This window comes from Polaromonas sp. CG_23.6, from assembly GCF_029892315.1.
Lineage (GTDB): Bacteria > Pseudomonadota > Gammaproteobacteria > Burkholderiales > Burkholderiaceae_C > Polaromonas.
Window position 1 is genome coordinate 2,741,110 of the sequence record NZ_JARXUY010000001.1, and the last position, 17,815, is coordinate 2,758,924.

The following is a 17,815-nucleotide window of genomic DNA, read 5'->3' on the forward strand; positions in this document are numbered from 1 at the left end:
ATGTCAAATCCGCAACGAGCCGGTTCCAAACAGGCCAATCAGACCAATGACAATCAGGTAGACGGCGACGATATAGTTCAGAAGACGTGGGATCAGCAGGATCAAAATACCTGCTATCAGCGCCACGATCGGACCAATGTTCATGTGAAGATTCATGGATACTCTCTTGATATTTATGGATTGAAGGTTCCGTATCGGCCTGAAGCGGGAATGTACGAACAACTCAATCGCTACGCTAGACAATCAAGTTGATGCAAGTTGCAGGACGACATGTATTGATTGCAAGCGTGCTGGCAAACCGTTTGTACACGATCCATTATTCTCACAGGGTTTGGATTCAAGCCTTGAAACGCTCTTTGGCCCGCTGTGCAAATGAGTTGGTGTACGTCTTCGACAAGTCAACTTTGCTGGCTCTAATGCTCGCGTCAAAACCGGCAATCGCCTTTAATGCAGTGCGCGGTGCTTCGTCGGCAAGGATGCCATCCAGGGAAATGGATTCTCGTACCTTGTTGAAAGAGGCGATGTACAGCCCACGGTCACCCAGCAAGTAGTTTTCGGGAACGGTTTTGATGATATCTCCCGGTCCAGCCGTCTGAAGCCACTTCAGGCCATGCACCATGCCATTGGCCAGTGCCTGGCATGTATTGGGATTTTTCCGGATGAAGTCATGTTGCGCAAACAGGCAGGCCGCTGGCATGGGGCCGCCAAACAATTCAGCTGTACCCTTGAGGGTGCGGGCGTCGCTGATGATCCGGACCTCCCCTTTTTGCTCCAGAATGGTCATGAGCGGGTCAGTGTGGCTAATGGCATCCACTTGACCAGAGCGCAGCGCAGCCAATGCGCCTTCCAACTCGCCAACTTCCAAAAAGCTGACATCACTGGCGCTCAAACCGCCTTGGGCTAACACCATGGAAGCCATCAGGGTACTTGCGCTTTTCAATGCGATAACGCCTATTTTCCTGCCCTTCAATTCCGCAATTGATTTGTAACGCGAAAGACTTCGTGTCGAAATCCCAAAGGCAATCTGAGATGCCCTGCCGAGCAGCACAATCGACTGAACCATCTGCTGAGCTGCCTGCAGGTGAATAATGTGCTCGAAACCTGCCAAACAGATATCAGCCGATTTTCCTGTCAGCGCATGCACTGCTTGGGCTCCGCTTTCATAGTTGTTAATTTCAACGACAAGGCCTTCAACCCGAAAGTAACCAAGATGCTCGGAAATGGTCAGGGGCAGGCTGGACAAAGCGGCCTTGTTGTCCACCGAGATTGTGATTTTTCTAATTTCAGGCTGACCTTGTGCATGTAGTGCAGGCCAACAAAGTGTTGCCGCCGCCAGCACGCTGGTGCCAGTAAATAGCCGACGGGAGATGCGAGGGAAACGTTCCATTCCAAATTTCTTTCTGCTCTGTAACCATGCGTTTCAGCATATCGAGCCCGAAAGAATTCCGCATCAGGATCATCCCGTGTATGAATGTAACAAAAAACTATTTATGTTGTAAAAAGTGAATCAGAAAGTTCAAACGAGTCAGCGAAAACCAGAAAAAAGAATGCCTATGTTAATGAAAAAGGACAGCGCCCAAATGATGGAGCGCGCATTGGCCTTGTTGCCGACATAAAGCGCGATGTAGACGACACGCAGTGCAACATACAGTACGGCAAGACTGTTGAGCAGAACCTGGCTGGCCTGCAGCTGTTGGGCAATGATGACTGCGGCAAAAAAGAAAGGGTTAGCCTCAAAGGTGTTGGCCTGTGCTGCATTGGCCCGTGCCCGCCAGTCCGTCTGACTTGCCAGCCAGGACCGGGGATTGTTGTTGTCGTAGCCGCCTTTTTCAGGAGCGGTTCGCATCAATCCATATTTGGCAATGCCGGCGCAGATGATAGGCAGCAAGGACGCCACCAGAATGCACCAGTAAGCGATCGTGAAATATTCGAGCGTCATGAAAAACCTTATTTTTTCTTCCTGACAACGGTTCAGGCTGTCCGCAAGCTCATCGCCGATCGGTCAATGCGTGGGCAATTGTTCCCAAGTCTACATATTCCAGTTCGCTGCCCACCGGTACGCCGCGCGCCAAACGTGTGACTTGCATGCCGCGGCTTTTAAGCGCCTGGCCAATTACATGCGCTGTGGCTTCCCCTTCGGCAGTGAAATTGGTCGCCAAAATAACTTCCTGAACTTCACGGTCAGCAGTCGGCAAAAGTTCTCCGTTGTCATTTCGGGGCGCCACACGATCAAATAATTTTTGCAGGCCGATGTCGTTCGGGCCTATGCCGTCCAGCGGGCTAAGCTTGCCCATCAGCACAAAATACAGGCCCCGATAGGCAAGCGTTCGCTCAAGCGCCGCTTGATCGGCCGGTGTTTCCACAACGCAAAGCTTGGAGCGGTCGCGCTGCGTATCAGCGCAGGTCACACAAACCTCCTGCTCGGTCAGGGTGTTGCACAACGCGCAGTGCCCAATGCTTTGAACTGCGTGGTCCAGTGCGCGCGCAATCTGCAAAGCGCCAGACTTGTCGTGCTGCAGCAGGTGAAAGGCCATGCGTGCTGCCGACTTGGCACCTACGCCTGGAAGTTTGCGCAATGCCTGGGACAGGCCGTCAAGGGCGTTTATGTTCATTTACTGCATTCGTCAATACGGGTATAAATCAGCAGGGGATAGAGAGACAAAAAGACATGCGCCTGCGTCGGACTGCCCTCCAATAAATTAAAAAGGAAACTTCATGCCGCCTGGCAGCGCTGGCATGCCCGCCGTGAGCTTGCCCATTTTTTCCTGGCTGACTTCCTCGGCCTTGCGAACGGCAGCATTGAAGGCGGCGGCCACCAGGTCTTCAAGCATGTCCTTGTCTTCTGCCAGCAGGCTGGGATCGATCTCGATACGCTTGACGTCATGCTTGCACGTCATGGTGACTTTCACCAGTCCGGCGCCGGCGTCGGCCGTGACTTCGACAAACGCCAGGTCGTCCTGGGCTTTTTTCAGGTTGTCCTGCATGGCCTGTGCCTGCTTCATGAGGCCTGCGAGTTGTCCTTTGTTGAACATGTTTTTTCCTTTGGATAGGGTTGCTGAAACTGTCGTTGATCATATCGGCTGAAGGTGTCAAAGCGCAGACCGGCTCAGGACAAAACGCTCTTGATACTGCCAGGAACAATCCGGGCGCCCCATTCGCGGATCATGTCCTGCACAAAGGGGTCGTTTTGAATCAACAGCTCTGCAGTACGCTGACGCCCGGCCAACGCTGCACTGTTCCGGCGCGCCGGCGTGTCGTTCACTTCGCCCAATTCGACGGCCAACTGGAGCGCAGGATCGGCCAATATCGTCTGAAGCGCAACCTTCAGCTTTTCACGCGCCGCCGCCTGGTTCAATGACTCGCGTTCGACGCGCAGCGTCCAGAGGCTTTCCCGGCGGCTGCACAACTGCGACTGCAACGCCAGTTCACGCGTCAGGGCTGCAATAGATTCCGCTGACACCAACTGATTGACGATCTGTTCCCATACATCGTCAAGGGAAGCGCCTTCTGTTGCAATATTTTCCGGTGGCTGCTTGGGTGTTGGCGCAGCCTCAGCGAACGGTTTACTATTCATAGCGCTCGGCGCACTGTCTATATGCGCAGACGCTATATTTTGCTCATAAGCCGACGTCAGCGCCAGTGCTGGTGCCTCTCGGGTGGGCAAGGCCTGATACGGGTCTGCCAGTTGCACTACGGGCTCCGCCTCGACTTGTACCGCATGAAAGTCGCTGACAGCAGGCGCCGCGACTTGATCAGGCAGCGACTTTTTTACCGGCTCGACGGCACTCCCCGGTGCAATCCTGATGGCGGCAGACTGCGCCCCGGCAGTCGCCTGAACAACAGAGCCTGACGGTTTAAAAGCCAACAGGCGAAGCAGCACCATCGTCAGCCCCGCATATTCATCAGGCGCCAGACCCAGTTCACCGCGTCCATGCAGGCACAGGCTGTAGAGCAGCTGGGTTTCGTCGGCAGGCATGGCATGGGCCAGCCGGGCGGTTTCAACAATCTCAGGATCGGTGTCGTCATCGCCAGCACCGATGCCGGGAACAGACTGCAGCACCGCCATGCGCTGCAGCACAGTGGCCATTTCTTCAAGCGTCGAGGCCGCGCTCAGGCCATTCAGGCGCAGTACTTCGGAAGTTTCAACCACCGTGCGTCCATCGTTACGCGCCAGCGCATCGAGCAGGCGAAACACATAGCTACGGTCGACGCTGCCCAGCATGACACGCACGCTGGCCTCGTCAAGCCGACCCGAGCCAAATGCAATCGCCTGGTCGGTCAGCGACAGTGCATCGCGCATCGAGCCGCGCGCGGCGCGCGACAACAGGCGCAGAGCTTGCGGCTCGGCAGGAACATTTTCAATGGCCAGCACATGCACCAGATGCTCGAGTACCGTCTCAGGCGCCATTGGCCGCAAATTAAACTGCAGGCAGCGCGACAGCACCGTAGCAGGTACTTTTTGTGGATCGGTCGTGGCCAGTACGAACTTGAGGTAGTCGGGCGGCTCTTCCAGCGTCTTGAGCATGGCATTGAAGGCCGTGTTTGTCAGCATGTGGACCTCGTCGATCATGAAGACCTTGAAACGGCCGACCACCGGTTTGTACACTGCCTGTTCAAGCAGTTGTGCAATTTCATCGACACCGCGATTGGACGCGGCGTCGAGTTCGGTGTAGTCGACGAAGCGTCCACTGTCGATGTCAAGGCAGGCATTGCACACACCACAGGGTTCGGCAGTAATGCCGCCTTGCCCGTCAACACCGGTGCAATTCAGCGACTTGGCCAGGATGCGCGACACCGTGGTCTTGCCGACGCCCCGTGTGCCTGTAAACATATAGGCATGGTGTAAACGCCCGGTGCCCAGCGCATTGCCAAGAGCCTGCACGACGTGCGACTGACCCACCATTTCAGAAAAATTCTTGGGCCGGTATTTGCGGGCGAGCACTAGATAGGACATGAACTCATTCTAAATTGGCTAGGCAGTGCCTGAACCGCAGCTTGCTTGCGGGGGATTAGGTGGGCGACCCCTGTTTTCTGGAAGACTGAAAGCTCAGGGTTCAAGCGCGGCATGCAGCTCCACCAGCGCCTGGGTCAGCTTATGGCTGGGGTCCATGTAGATCATCGGCAGCGATTGTTCGTGCGACTCGCGAATTCTGATGGAAGCCGGCAGGTAAGGATGCAACACAGGCAATCCCTCCTCTATCAGTTCATTGACAATTCGTTGCGGCAAATTGGCGCGAGGCTGGAACTGGTTGACCACAATGCCTTCCACCACCAGCCCGGCGTTGTGATCCGCCTGGATTTCCTGGACATTTTCAAGCAAGGTATACAAGGCCTTGCGTGAGAAGTCGTCGCAGTCAAAGGGAATCAGGCAGGTGCGAGCCGCGATGAGCGCCGAACGGGTGTAAAAATTGAGCGCTGGCGGTGTGTCAATGTAAATCCGGTCGTAGTTGCCGGACAGTTGCTGCAGTGCCTCACGCAGCTTGAAGATTTTGTGCCGGGACTCCAGCTTAGCTTGCAATTCGTCAAGCTTTGGGCTGGAGGGCATCAAGTCCAGCCTTTCATGCGGAGTGGCAACTATGAATTCGGCCGGCGAAACGGTACGCAAACTGAAGCTCAGGGTATTTTCAAAAAATCCGCCCACGTCCGGTAGATCACCAGTGGCCGTTTTACCCATCAGATAAGCACTGGAGTTGCCCTGCGGGTCCAGATCGACAACAAGCGTGCGTAAACCCTGGCTCGCGCTGATGGCGGCCAGATTGCAGGTGATGGTGGACTTGCCAACACCCCCTTTTTGATTGAAAACGACGCGTGGCATGAAGGCTTCCTTGTGCGGCAATAGTGAATGATCGATTGTGCCTGCGATGCCTTGGGCTTGAAGGAGTGGTGCTTGCACAGGCAGCAATTCAAGTCGAAGGTCTGCCAAATGCAAAAAGGCATTCTGCAGCTTTTCCCGGGACTAATGCATGAGGAATAGACGAAGCTGCAGGTACGTTTTTTCTGAAAATTCTCCGCGTGTGCCAAAGGGCCAAGCCCTCGCCCCTATAATCAAAGACGACGGGCCTTCCCGCATGGTAAAGCGGCCAACCGGGTCAGATGGGGAACCAAGCAGCCCTAACTGCGGAGCCAGTGCCGGGGTCAAGGTCCGTCACCTAATTTCTTCGGCGCATTGCTTTTAAAAGCAAGCCATACACACTGTATCGACAGTTCGCGCAACGGCCGCAATAGCCTTACTCACTGACCTCTTCGATCGCAAGCGTTGTCTGCAGCGCATGGCTGGCAATCTGCTCGGACATCAACGCCAATGACGCTAGCGCATAAGTTCCACTGATGATTCCCTTGTAGGCTATTTCGGCAGCCACTGCCTCTTGGTCAAGACCTTCTGTCGCAGCGACGATACAGTCCTCCACAGAACCGAGGCCCACATCTGAGTACAGCATTTCCCCTTCGTAGCTAACACTGTATTCATACAGGTCTTGTTCCATCGGATCGATATGAAAACGAACGATCATGTAATACCTTTGTCTTTTTTATGTCAATCACGATAGCTGACAACGCATGTGGATATTAATCGAGGATAAAAAATACAGATTAACGTAGCTTTTACAACCCACTAGTAGACAGTCAACCTGATTCGTTGTCTGCGTGCGGATAGACCCAAGCCATTTTTTGGCGTGCCTTGCTTAAGTTGAATTGCCAGCGTATTGGTTTGGCCTCAGCATTTCTGTGCGCACAGATCGCATCAAGTTCGCGTTGCAATTGCTCTTTATCGGAGATCCTCTTCTTGAAGACCGTGCGGCCCAGGACTGCAAACTCCAGCTCGGCGATGTTGAGCCATGAGCCATGCTTGGGCGTGTGCCTGATCTCGATTTTCTTGGCCAGTCGGCGTGCCTCTTCTGGCGCAAATGTGGTGTAGAGCGCACCCTTGGTGTGCGTGTTCAAGTTGTCGCAGACCAGCGTGATCTTCTGGGCTTTGGGAAACATCCCGTCAAGCTCCTTGCACACGGCGGCGAAATCAGTCTTTTTGCGATGCTCCATCACCAGGCATTTGCGCAGCCCAGCCGCTGGCTGGCAGATCATCATCACTTCTGCCACGCCGCAGCGCTCGTATTCGCAATCCTCGCGCCGGGGCCGTCCTGGTGCCCCCGGCATCGCCTCGCGTACCTCCCGCAGTAGCTGAAACGGGCTTTCATCGAAACACACCACTGGATTTTTCTCGTGGAGCGGGAGTCCGTAAATTTCAATGACGTCCTCCATGCAAGCGACGAACTCTTCATCGACTTTTGCGATGCACCACTCCTGCTTTTGCCACGGCTTGAGTTCGCTTTTTTAAAAGCTGGCGCACGCCTTCATGGCTGTATGACTGGGCAAAGCCGAGTTCCACGATTTTCGAGCCCAGCAGGCGTAAGGTCCAGTGGTCGTGCCCATCGGGTGCTTTTGAGCAGGCGATCGCCGTAATCATCGCCGCTTGCTTGGCGTCAAGCTTGGGTTTGGAGCCCGGGCGGGGCAACTCACCCAACGCGGCCTCCAAGCCGCCTTCAGCGAGACGCTTTCGGATTTTTAAAACGGTAGGTAACGAGACATCCAAGGCTAGGCAGATATCTTGATTGAAGTGGCCTTTGGCAAGTTTGGTCAAGATACGCGCGCGGGTGATCACGCGAGCGCTGTTGACGCCCTTGTGGATGATGGCGAAAAGATGCTCTTGCTCGTCATCGCTGAGTTCGATTCTGTTAGGCGATGTGATTCGTGGCATGGCCGTCTCCAAGTGGTTTCGGAGAATATCGCCCACAAAACTGGCAAAAGTAACCCAGCAGAAAAATTTAGACTTTAATTAACGAATCAGGTTGACTGTCTACTAGTTCAACAATCCGTTTCATATGCTGCAGCCTCTAAAGTGGACCCCAGATTCAAGACAGCCGTTTGAACAGGACGCTCGCGCAATCCATGCGCAAGACGAAGACCTATGACATAGGCAGGGGGATGGCTTAGCATGCCCAGATCAGCGGCAATACAGGCATTTCCGTGGGTTTTTATGACCCACACAGTTCTTGGCAAAGACGCAGCAACGAGACCATCGATGTTTAGGTCGCCAGTTCCTGCCCAAAGCAATGGACTTGTCAAGCTACAGCCAGGAGCAGTTCGATGGGATTGCCGAGCTAATGAATGGGCGTCCCTGAAAAACGCTCGACTGGTGCGCGCCGCATGGGGCTAACAGCGCCTGGCTGGCCAGTTTTGAGAACTGCGAACCGATTTTCCAATAAACTGTCGCCGTGTTGCACTTGGACTTGAGAGCGCCGTCTAATGAAAAGTAGCAACGCGCTATGAAAAGCTGGATAACCGCTTTGTCATCATCGTCTAATTGGCTGGCGCCATGGAATGGCTCCATAGCTTAAATAACTGGCACTTGAACTTGATTCCAACAATCGTTTTACGTCCGCTCTTACATCGTATAAGCAAGAAAAAACCATGCTATATTTTCAATAGCATGGTTTCATTATAAATACTGGGGTGGCTGATGGGGCTCGAACCCACGACAACAGGAATCACAATCCTGGACTCTACCAACTGAGCTACAGCCACCGGAGAAACAGATTATAGCGGCAAAGACAGCTTGAATTACCTGCTTGCAGCAGCTTCCGGATTTTGTAGTCCAAGTGCGGGCTTGGTAACCAATATTTCTGCTTTGAATCGATCTTTCAGACCGTTGTAGTAAGCCAGCGTTTCAGCAGAAGCCCATTGCTGGCCATACTGATTGCGTTCCTGCAAGGCTGCAGTTTCAGCCGGTCGGTCACGCGGCACGACCTTGTTGATTTTGACGATTGCATAGCCCTGAACTCCCGAGTCAACGCCTACAAAAGAGGGTAAAACGCTCGTATCCGCACGCATCGCCGCATCAACAAGCGGTGCAGGCAACTGCTGGCTCTGCTCACGCGACACAAATATCGGCGAGGCCAGTGTGGCGGCAGCGGGTGACGCCTTCCAGGCCGCAAGCTTGGCAATCCCATCTTTGCGCGCTTCTTCTGCCCCATGCTGTGCAAGCCAGCGCTGACGCACACTGCCTTTTACTTCTGCCAAGGGCAAGGTTCGTGCCGGGGTGTACTGGACGATGCGTCCTGACACCAACTGGTTGGAGCCCACCTCAACAGCTTCAGTATTGCGTTTTTTCTCGATTGCATCAGGTGAGAAAAGCGCATTGAGAAACTTCGCATTGCCCAACGGACCGCTTACGCCTGAAGCGGGTTGGCGCAATACAGTTGCCGCAGTTTTGATCTCGAGTTTTAAACGATCAGCTACCGGTTTCAAGCTGTCTGACTGCTCATACACGGCGTTTGAGAAAGCTTCAGCGGTTTCGGAAAACTTCTTTTGTGCCTGCTGCTTTTTCAGGTCGGCTTCAAGCATCGGCTTCATTTCTTCGAAACTGCGTTGCTTGGGGACTTTGATATCGGTCAGCTTGATGATGTGGTACCCAAAATCAGATGCAACCACATCGCTGATGTCACCCTTTTGCATCGAAAAAGCAGCGTCTTCAAATGGCTTGACCATGGCGCCCTTGCCAAAGAAGTCGAGATCGCCACCGCCAGCCGCAGAGCCTGGATCCTGCGAGTTTTTTCGAGCCACTTCGGCAAAGGTATCAGGGGCTTTTCGAATAGCTGCGAGCAAAGCCTCAGCTTTTGCTTTTGCTTCTTCGCGCTGAGCTGCTGACGCGGTAACGGGAGCGGTAATCAAGATGTGGCTGGCACGGCGTTCTTCTGTACTACTCAACTGCTTGGCGTTCTGCTCGTAATATGTCTTGAGGTCAGCGTCATTGACGGCTATTCCCTTGGTCACCGTGTCCAAGTCAAGCACAACATACTCAATACTGGCTTGTTCGGGCGCTTGAAAAAGTTTTTCATTGGCTTTGTAGAACTGCTCGATATCCGCGTCTGAAGGGCTGAGCTTTGAAGCGTAATCAGCTGCGTTGAATCGGGCAAGCTGGATCTCTCGCTTTTCGAAAAAGGCGTTCAATGCAAGGTCAGCCGCCACGCTGGAAGTCAGGCCGCTGCCCGATACACCGGCCAGTACCTGTCGCCGGGACAAGTCGGACCTGACGTTGGCTTCAAACATCTCAGGGCTTAAACCCTGGGCGCCGAGCAACTGACGATAACGCTCCATGTCAAGCGAGCCGTCGGCACGACGCAAGGCAGCGATCTCTGGACTGCTTTGCAATTCCCGTGCAAGATGCTGGTTGCTGGTGGAAAGTTTGAGCTTTTCAGCTGCTACGGCAACAACACGGTCACGAACCATTCGTTCTAGCGTGGCATAGCGTGCTTCAGGTGTATCCAGCAGCTTGGCATCAAGTGTCGGCATTGAAGCACGCAAACGGTCAACTTCGCTGAGATGCGCCCGATCCCATTCAGGCTGGGTAATCTCGGTTCCATCTACCTTGGCCACCACACGTCCTTTTTCAGCAGAATGGTTGCTGTTCATGCCAACCAATATGAACGAAGGCACGATCAATAAAAACAGCAATGCCATTGTCCATTTGGTGTGCTTGCGAATGAAATCAAACATCTTCGAATTTCCTGTGTGATGGCCCAAACGGGCTCAACAAAAAAAAAGGCGAACTCTGGTTCGCCTTTTTTTAGTGGGTGGTGGGTGCTGACGGACTCGAACCGCCGACCTACGCCGTGTAAAGGCGCTGCTCTACCAACTGAGCTAAGCACCCCACTTTGAAAATATTACATCAGTTCAACGCATCTTTGAGCGCTTTGCCTGGACGGAATTTTGGAACCTTGGCTGCCTTGATTTTAATCGCATCGCCAGTCCGGGGATTGCGACCCGTCCGGGCTGCGCGTTTGCCGACGGCAAAAGTACCAAAACCCACCAGAGACACCGAGCCTCCTTTTTTAAGGGTTGCCTTTACCGCACTAATAGTTGACTCCAAAGCACGGGTGGCCGCAGCCTTGGAAATGTCGGCATTCTGCGCAATGTGCTCAATCAATTCAGTCTTGTTCACAAAAAGCACCTCATTATTTGATCGGTTGGTCTGGTTGGCTTGATACCTGTTTTCGCAACCCGCGGTAATGCGGTGTTGGGGACAACAGGACAATTTGGTTTATTAGTCCATTAAAACCATGGACATCCAAGCTGTCAACTTGAGGCAAGTATTTAAGCTCTGGAGCGGAATTCTAGCTTTGTTTTGATAACTTCTGATTGTCTTGCGAAGCAAGCGCTTTAATTTCCACGCTTGACAAAATCCGATTTAGCCTTTGGCTAAAACTTGCGCGATGGCTTTGCCGACATCCGTCGTACTGGCCTGTCCCCCCAGATCGGGTGTACGTGGTGCCCCGCTCTGGGTACCAAGAACCTGTTCAATGGCGGAAAGAATGCCGTCATGCGCGTCCTTGTGTCCCAGGAATTCCAGCATCATGGCGCCGCACCAGATCTGACCGATCGGATTGGCGATACCGCGCCCGGCAATGTCTGGCGCCGAGCCATGGACCGGCTCGAACAACGACGGAAATTTGCGCTCCGGATTGAGGTTGGCACTGGGCGCAATGCCAATGGTGCCTGTGCAAGCAGGGCCCAGATCGCTCAGGATGTCTCCAAACAGATTGCTGGCCACGACCACGTCGAAAAAGTCTGGTCGTTGTACAAAATGCGCCGTCAGGATGTCGATGTGAAACTTGTCGAGCTGAATTGCCGGATAGTTTTTGGCCATTTCAGCGACACGTTCATCCCAATAAGGCATCGAAATTGAAATACCGTTGGATTTGGTTGCGCTCGTCAGGTGTTTTTTGGGTCGGGTTTGAGCCAACTCAAAGGCAAACTTCAGTACCCGATCAACGCCGATGCGTGTAAATACCGACTCTTGCAGCACAAACTCCCGTTCGGTTCCGGGAAATGCCCTGCCGCCGATGCTGGAATATTCGCCTTCGGTGTTTTCGCGGACGATGTAGAAATCAATCTCTCCGGGCTGACGCGGGCTGCCATCGCGCCGCACGACCGGCGCAATGATGCCGGGCATCAGACGTGCAGGCCGCAGGTTGATGTACTGGTCAAATTCGCGCCGAAACATCAGCAGCGAACCCCAGAGCGACACATGGTCGGCAATCTTGTCGGGCCAGCCCACCGCGCCAAAATAAACGGCATCGTGTCCGCCAATCTGGTCTTTCCAGTCGTCGGGCAGCATTTTTCCGTGCTTTTCAAAATAGTCCCAGCTGGAAAAATCGAAGTGGTCGAACTGCAGGTCAATGCCGTACTTGACCGCTGCGGCTTCCAACACGCGAATGCCTTCAGGCATCACTTCCTTGCCGATGCCGTCCCCTGCGATGACGGCGATTCTTTTTTTACCCATGGTGATTTCCTTTGATTCAGTTTTCGAAAAACTCAAGCGCCTGCGCCAGCACTTGTTCAGGCGCCTCTTCCGCGATGTAGTGCCCGCTCGCAATGCTTGCTCCGGATACATCACTGGCACGTTCCCGCCACAGATGCATGACGTCAAAATACCGGCCAACCGCGCCATGCTCGGCCCAGAGAACGCGAAGCGGCTGCCTCAATTTCAGGCCTGCAGCCACGTCGGCACGGTCATGCACGAGGTCAATCGTCGCCGCAGCGCGGTAGTCTTCGCAAATGCTCAGGCCTGTGCCCGGAATCTTCGCGCAGCGCTCGTATTCAGCCCATGCGCCAGGCGCAAAAGCTGCGAGTCCCGCATGCCGCTGGCCCATCACGCTGCGGAGATAGCGAACAGGATCCGAATCGATCAGCGCCTCGGGCAATGGCGACGGCTGGATCAGGAAAAACCAGTGCCAGTAAGCGCGGGCAAAAGCGTCTGAAGTGTTGTCATACATTCCCAAGGTGGGCGCAACATCGAGTAACATCAACCGTAGAACCGCCTCAGGATGGTCTGCCGCCAGTCGGTGCGCCACCCGGGCGCCCCGGTCATGGGCCAGCACCTGGAATTGCATAAATCCGTGGTGATGCATCACAGCCATGGCATCAAGCGCCATAGCGCGCTTGGAATACGCCTTGTGTTCCGCATCGGCAGGCGCGCGAACCGAATCGCCGTAGCCGCGCAAATCCATCAACACCACGGTGAATTTCTTTGCCAGCGCATCGGCCACGGCATGCCACATCACATGCGTTTGCGGATGCCCGTGCATCAGCAGTAGCGGAGCACCGGACCCACCCCGCAACGTGTGCAGGATTCCGGCTGGCCCAACTATGTCACTGGCAACGAAATCTTCAAACATCGATCGACCTCAAGTTTTAACCGTCTGCATATGCAACAACCAGAATGAATTTTGTCGCAATCAAAGAGATGATTCAAGCAATAATTTGGCAATCAATTATTTCTACCAAGGCAACAATGGAGCGCAGCGATCTTGAACTGGTGGTGGCGGTACGAAACCAAGGCAGCATGGCAGCAGCCGCGCGCAGTCTGGATCTGGCGGCGCCTGTCGTCACCAAACGACTCGCGGCACTTGAAGCACGGTTGGGGCAGCGATTGTTCCAGCGGACCACCCGGCGTATCAGCACCACAGCGGAGGGCGAAACCGTTTATGAACGGGCGTTGGTATTGCTGCAGGGCTTCGACGCGCTTGAGGCCGAGCTTCAAGAGCGCAAGGCCGAGCCTTGCGGTCTGATACGGCTGGCCGCGACTTTTGGCTTTGGACGCCTGTGGCTGGGACCGGCGCTGGCGCTGTTTCAGGAACGCTATCCACGAATTGACATTCAGCTGCAGCTCACCGAGCAATTGCCGGACCTTGGCAGCGAAGGCTTTGACGGCGCCATCTGGCTGTGGCAAGTGCGCGGCAGGCAGGCTGCCCAATGGGTGTCACGCCGGCTGGGGCCCAACCGGCGCGTGCTGGCAGCGTCGCCCGACTACCTGCGGCTGCACGGTGAACCGTTGACGTTGAGCGCCCTGCGCGACCATGACTGCCTGATCGTGCGCGAAAACGCTCCCGCACAGAGTCAGAGCTTCGATACCTGGACGCTGCACAAAAGCGACAGCAAGACACCCGAGCAAGTCAGGGTGCGGGGTCCGCTGTCGAGCAACTCCGGTGAACTCGTGCGTGACTGGTGCCTGGATAGCCGCGGCATCATGCTCCGCAGCCTGTGGGATATTGAGCCCTGGCTGGCTTCTGGCCAGTTGGTCCAGGTGCTCCGGGACTATGCCATGCCGGATGCCGACATTCACTGGCTGGCGCCTTACCGCACGGATTCGCCGCGCCGCATTCGGCTGCTGATCGATTTTCTGGTCGCGCAGTTCCAAGACGAGCCCTGGAAAACTACACGGCCTGCGGCTTCGCGGGCCGCACCACCAGGCTGACGCCCAGCGCTGTGAGTGCCGTACCGGCGACAGTCGCCAGCGTGATGGCTTCTCCAAACAGCAGCCAGGCCATCACGGCCGTGGTGGGCGGCACCAGGTAAAGGAGGCTGGTGACTGCCGTGGCCGCGCCGCGCTGTATCAGCAGGTACAGCAGCGAACTGCCGCCCAGCGTCAACGCCAGCACTGACCAGGCCATGGCGCCGATAAAATCAGTGTTCCAGACAATCGCCTCGGTTTCCAGGAAGGAAAAAGGCAGCGTCACCAGCAAGGCAGCGGCCAGCTGTATAGCATTGGCCGTGCGCACGTCGGTTGGCTGGACAAAGTGTTTCTGGTACAGGGTGCCCACGGTGATGCAACCCAAGGCAAAGACGGTGCAACCCAGGGTGAGCGCGGTCACTTCGCTGCCGCTGCCGAATTTGCGCGCCACCACCAGCAGCAGGCCGCCCAGTCCCAGGGCCAGCCCGGCCCACTGGCGGGGCGTGACCTGCGTTTTTGTCGCGGTGGAAGAACCAGATGCGCCGGCCCATGAAAGCCACAGGGCAGTCAGCACTGGCTGCAGCCCAACGATCAATGCTGTCAAGCCAGAGCCCATACCGCTTTTCACCGCGACCCAGACGCCGCCAAGGTAACCGGCATGCATCAGCACCCCGGTCAGGGCCAGGTGCAGCCACTGCTGGCGCACGCGCGGCCAGCGGGCGCGGCTGAAACCGATCCAGATCAAAAAGCAGGCAATGGAAAACACATAGCGCAGCACCAGAAAGGTCAGCGGCGGCGCGTAGGGCAGGCCGAACTTGGCCACGATAAAGCCGGTGCTCCAGATCAGCACAAACACGGCGGGCATGGCCCGGATCAGAGGGCTGGAGGGCTGCGAAAGGCTCACGACCGGCTTGCGTCAGGAAACATTCATTTGGCCCGAGCGCGGATTTCGGGAATCGCTTTTTGCAGGTAATAGACCATTGACCAGACCGTCAAAATGGCCGAAATCCAGATCAGCCAGGTTCCCCAGACCGGGGTGTTGATGATGCCAAACAGGCGGCCGTCATACAGCAGGAAAGGAATGGCGATCATTTGTACCGTCGTTTTGACCTTACCGAGCATGTGAACCGCCACACTGCGCGAGGCGCCAATTTGCGCCATCCATTCGCGCAATGCCGAAATGGCAATCTCGCGGCCAATGATGATGAGGGCTACGAACACATCGGCCCGTTGCAGATGCACCAGTACCAGCAGCGAGGCGCAAACCAGGAACTTGTCGGCCACCGGGTCAAGAAAAGCGCCAAAGGACGATGTCTGGTTCAGCTTGCGTGCCAGATAACCGTCAAGCCAGTCGGTCGCGGCAAACACGACGAACATCACCGTGGCGATCAGGTTGCGTTCAACCGCAGGAATGTCCAGGTAGAAGACTCCCACGATCAGCGGAATCGCGATGATGCGAGTCCAGGTCATTAGGGTGGGTATCGTCAGGAACATGGCACCGATTTTGGCATGAGCGGCAAGCAATCTGCGTAAGCCATGCAGCCGTCCTGTGCGCTGCAAGCTGCGCTGCGATGCGCCGTCAATGCAGCGCCCGGTAAATTTCCTCGGCCAGTTCGGTTGAAATGCCATCGACCATGGCGATGTCCTCGACGCTGGCCGACGCAATGCCGCGCACGCCGCCAAAGCGCTGCAGCAGGCTGGCACGCTTTTTCGGGCCAATGCCGGCAATGTCTTCGAGCCGGCTACCGCCCACACGCACCTTGGCCCGCTTGGCGCGCATGCCGGTGATGGCGAAGCGGTGCGCCTCATCGCGAATCTGGGCAATCAGCATCAACGCAGCCGAATCGCGGCCCAGGTAGACCTTGTCCCGGCCGTCCGCAAACACCAGTTCTTCCAGCCCCACCTTGCGGCCCTCGCCTTTTTCAACGCCGGCAATCAGCCCCAGGTCCAGCCCGAGTTCGACAAACACCTCGCGCGCCATCGACACCTGGCCCTTGCCGCCATCGACCAGCACCAGGTCGGGCAATGTGGCCTCGCCATTGCGCGCGGCCTCGGCCAGCTTGCTGTAGCGCCGCGTCAGCACCTGGCGCATGGCGGCATAGTCGTCGCCCGGGGTGATGCCTTCGATGTTGTAGCGGCGGTATTCGCTGTTCTGCATCTTGTGTTCCTTGAACACCACGCACGACGCCTGGGTCGCCTCGCCCGCGGTGTGCGAAATGTCGAAGCACTCGATGCGCAGCGTGTCCAGGTTGTCCATCGGCAGTTCCAGCGCTTCGGCCAGTGCCCGCGTGCGCGCCTGTTGCGAGCCCTGCTCGGCCAGCAGGCGCGCCAGTTGCAGACCGGCATTTTTCTGCGCCATTTCCAGCCAGACGCGGCGCTGCTCGCGCGGCTGGTGGACGGCAGTGACGCGGCTGCCGGTTTGCTCTGCCAGCGCAGACATCAGATCCTTGTCGACCGGCTCGCTGACCACCAGCGTGGGCGGCACCGGCACGTCGATGTAATGCTGGGCAATAAAGGCTTCAAGCACCAGCGCCTCCAGCGACTTTTCCTTCAGCGCAACGGCTGGCGACTCGAGCTCGGCGTCCAGCGCGGCCACGTCGGCGGCATGCTCCACATGCGTTGGAAAGTACGGCCGGTCGCCCAGGTGCCGGCCGCCCCGCACCATGGCCAGGTTGACGCAGGCCTTGCCGCCCTGCACTTTCACCGCCAGGATATCCACGTCCACATCGCCGTTCTTGCCGCCAATTTCCATCGACTGCTGGTGCAGGATTTTCGACAGCGCCGACATCTGGTTGCGCAACTCGGCCGCCTGCTCAAACTCCAGCCGCTCTGAATGCGCGAGCATTTTCTTTTCCAGCTCACCCAGAATTTCCTGTGTCTGGCCTTGCAGGAAGCGCTCGGCGTTCGCCGTGTCCAGCGCATATTGCTCGGGCGACACATGGCCCACGCACGGCGCGGAGCAGCGCTTGATCTGGTACAGCAAGCAGGGCCGCGTGCGGTTGTTGAAGACCGTGTCTTCGCAGGTGCGCAGCCTGAACACCTTTTGCAGCAAAAGAATAGTGTCCTTCACTGCCCAGGCGCTGGGGTACGGGCCGAAATAACGGTGCTTTTTCTCGACCGCGCCCCGGTAATAGGCAATGCGTGGAAAGGCGATGGCCGCCAGCGCGTCGCCCTCGGGCCGGGACTGGGCGGCGGTCAGCTTGAGATAAGGGTAGCTCTTGTCGTCCCGGAACAGGATGTTGTACTTCGGATGGAGCGTCTTGATCAGGTTGTTTTCCAGCAGCAGCGCCTCGGCCTCGGAGCGCACCACCGTGGTTTCCAAACGCACGATCTTGGTGATCATGTGGCCGATCCGGGTGCCGCCATGGTTTTTCTGGAAATAGCTGGTGACGCGCTTTTTCAGGTTGCGCGCCTTGCCGACATAGAGCACGCCGCCCTGTTCGTCGTAGTAGCGGTAAACACCGGGCAAGGGCGGCAATGCCGCCACTTCGCTGAGCAGTTGGGGATCGAATTCGTGGGTTGGTGTCATGG

General features: G+C 56.1%; 18 protein-coding genes, 2 tRNA genes and 1 other RNA gene. 2 read left to right on the plus strand and 19 right to left on the minus strand.

The genetic code is table 11. From position 1 onward, the window contains the following. Window positions 1-3: 3 nt before the first annotated feature. The 7 genes from H4V98_RS12940 to H4V98_RS12970 form a co-directional block, all read right to left on the minus strand. The gene (locus tag H4V98_RS12940) at window positions 4-156 is read right to left on the minus strand and encodes a DUF3096 domain-containing protein (RefSeq protein WP_196863732.1); all 153 of its coding nucleotides are present in this window, start codon (window positions 154-156) and stop codon (window positions 4-6) included. A gap of 181 nt (window positions 157-337) precedes the next feature. Continuing rightward, the gene (locus H4V98_RS12945; protein WP_196863733.1) at window positions 338-1,387 is read right to left on the minus strand and encodes an ABC transporter substrate-binding protein; all 1,050 of its coding nucleotides are present in this window, start codon (window positions 1,385-1,387) and stop codon (window positions 338-340) included. A 138-nt stretch (window positions 1,388-1,525) separates the two neighbouring features. Next, entirely contained in the window at window positions 1,526-1,939 is a 414-nt protein-coding gene (locus H4V98_RS12950) for an MAPEG family protein (RefSeq protein ID WP_196863734.1), read from the minus strand. 49 nt (window positions 1,940-1,988) lie between these two features. Then, the gene (gene recR, locus H4V98_RS12955; RefSeq protein ID WP_196863735.1) at window positions 1,989-2,612 is read right to left on the minus strand and encodes a recombination mediator RecR; all 624 of its coding nucleotides are present in this window, start codon (window positions 2,610-2,612) and stop codon (window positions 1,989-1,991) included. Window positions 2,613-2,699: 87 nt separating this feature from the next. Continuing rightward, a complete protein-coding gene (locus H4V98_RS12960) occupies window positions 2,700-3,032 on the minus strand; it encodes a YbaB/EbfC family nucleoid-associated protein (protein WP_196863736.1) in 333 nt (110 codons plus the stop codon). 74 nt (window positions 3,033-3,106) lie between these two features. Beyond that, window positions 3,107-4,954, minus strand: a complete 1,848-nt coding sequence (gene dnaX, locus H4V98_RS12965) for a DNA polymerase III subunit gamma/tau (RefSeq protein WP_196863737.1) — start codon at window positions 4,952-4,954, stop codon at window positions 3,107-3,109. A gap of 93 nt (window positions 4,955-5,047) precedes the next feature. Then, the gene (locus H4V98_RS12970) at window positions 5,048-5,815 is read right to left on the minus strand and encodes a ParA family protein (protein WP_196863738.1); all 768 of its coding nucleotides are present in this window, start codon (window positions 5,813-5,815) and stop codon (window positions 5,048-5,050) included. A 238-nt stretch (window positions 5,816-6,053) separates the two neighbouring features. Between H4V98_RS12970 and ffs the strand changes: the two genes are divergently transcribed. Further along, window positions 6,054-6,150, plus strand: an RNA gene (gene ffs / locus H4V98_RS12975) — signal recognition particle sRNA small type. Between the two features lie 77 nt (window positions 6,151-6,227). On the opposite strand, the gene H4V98_RS12980 is transcribed toward ffs, so the two are convergent. The 9 genes from H4V98_RS12980 to H4V98_RS13020 form a co-directional block, all read right to left on the minus strand. Beyond that, the gene (locus H4V98_RS12980) at window positions 6,228-6,509 is read right to left on the minus strand and encodes a hypothetical protein (protein WP_196863739.1); all 282 of its coding nucleotides are present in this window, start codon (window positions 6,507-6,509) and stop codon (window positions 6,228-6,230) included. 112 nt (window positions 6,510-6,621) lie between these two features. Further along, window positions 6,622-7,287, minus strand: coding sequence for an IS630 family transposase (locus H4V98_RS12985; RefSeq protein WP_196865145.1), 666 nt, complete (start codon window positions 7,285-7,287; stop codon window positions 6,622-6,624). Continuing rightward, complete coding sequence (locus H4V98_RS12990; protein ID WP_196865144.1) at window positions 7,271-7,750, minus strand: helix-turn-helix domain-containing protein; 480 nt, start codon at window positions 7,748-7,750, stop codon at window positions 7,271-7,273. Before H4V98_RS12990 ends, H4V98_RS12985 begins: the two co-directional genes overlap by 17 nt. A gap of 751 nt (window positions 7,751-8,501) precedes the next feature. Further along, a tRNA-His gene (locus H4V98_RS12995) sits at window positions 8,502-8,577 on the minus strand. A gap of 36 nt (window positions 8,578-8,613) precedes the next feature. Continuing rightward, complete coding sequence (locus H4V98_RS13000) at window positions 8,614-10,548, minus strand: SurA N-terminal domain-containing protein (protein ID WP_196863740.1); 1,935 nt, start codon at window positions 10,546-10,548, stop codon at window positions 8,614-8,616. A gap of 78 nt (window positions 10,549-10,626) precedes the next feature. Beyond that, a tRNA-Val gene (locus H4V98_RS13005) sits at window positions 10,627-10,702 on the minus strand. 18 nt (window positions 10,703-10,720) lie between these two features. Beyond that, on the minus strand, window positions 10,721-10,993 hold the full coding sequence (locus tag H4V98_RS13010; RefSeq protein ID WP_011801034.1) for an HU family DNA-binding protein: 273 nt from the start codon (window positions 10,991-10,993) through the stop codon (window positions 10,721-10,723). Window positions 10,994-11,239: 246 nt separating this feature from the next. Beyond that, window positions 11,240-12,334 (minus strand): tartrate dehydrogenase, encoded by a 1,095-nt coding sequence (locus H4V98_RS13015; protein WP_196863741.1) that lies wholly within the window; start codon window positions 12,332-12,334, stop codon window positions 11,240-11,242. A 16-nt stretch (window positions 12,335-12,350) separates the two neighbouring features. Beyond that, window positions 12,351-13,229, minus strand: a complete 879-nt coding sequence (locus H4V98_RS13020; protein WP_196863742.1) for an alpha/beta hydrolase — start codon at window positions 13,227-13,229, stop codon at window positions 12,351-12,353. A 116-nt stretch (window positions 13,230-13,345) separates the two neighbouring features. Between H4V98_RS13020 and H4V98_RS13025 the strand changes: the two genes are divergently transcribed. Then, the gene (locus tag H4V98_RS13025; protein ID WP_196863743.1) at window positions 13,346-14,308 is read left to right on the plus strand and encodes a LysR family transcriptional regulator; all 963 of its coding nucleotides are present in this window, start codon (window positions 13,346-13,348) and stop codon (window positions 14,306-14,308) included. On the opposite strand, the gene H4V98_RS13030 is transcribed toward H4V98_RS13025, so the two are convergent. From H4V98_RS13030 to uvrC, 3 genes are all read right to left on the minus strand, one after another. Beyond that, window positions 14,268-15,149 (minus strand): DMT family transporter, encoded by an 882-nt coding sequence (locus tag H4V98_RS13030; protein ID WP_196863794.1) that lies wholly within the window; start codon window positions 15,147-15,149, stop codon window positions 14,268-14,270. The genes H4V98_RS13025 and H4V98_RS13030 overlap by 41 nt on opposite strands. 62 nt (window positions 15,150-15,211) lie before the next feature. Beyond that, window positions 15,212-15,778 (minus strand): CDP-diacylglycerol--glycerol-3-phosphate 3-phosphatidyltransferase, encoded by a 567-nt coding sequence (pgsA, locus tag H4V98_RS13035; RefSeq protein ID WP_196863744.1) that lies wholly within the window; start codon window positions 15,776-15,778, stop codon window positions 15,212-15,214. Between the two features lie 85 nt (window positions 15,779-15,863). Next, the gene (gene uvrC / locus H4V98_RS13040; protein ID WP_196863745.1) at window positions 15,864-17,813 is read right to left on the minus strand and encodes an excinuclease ABC subunit UvrC; all 1,950 of its coding nucleotides are present in this window, start codon (window positions 17,811-17,813) and stop codon (window positions 15,864-15,866) included. Between the last annotated feature and the right edge of the window lie 2 nt (window positions 17,814-17,815).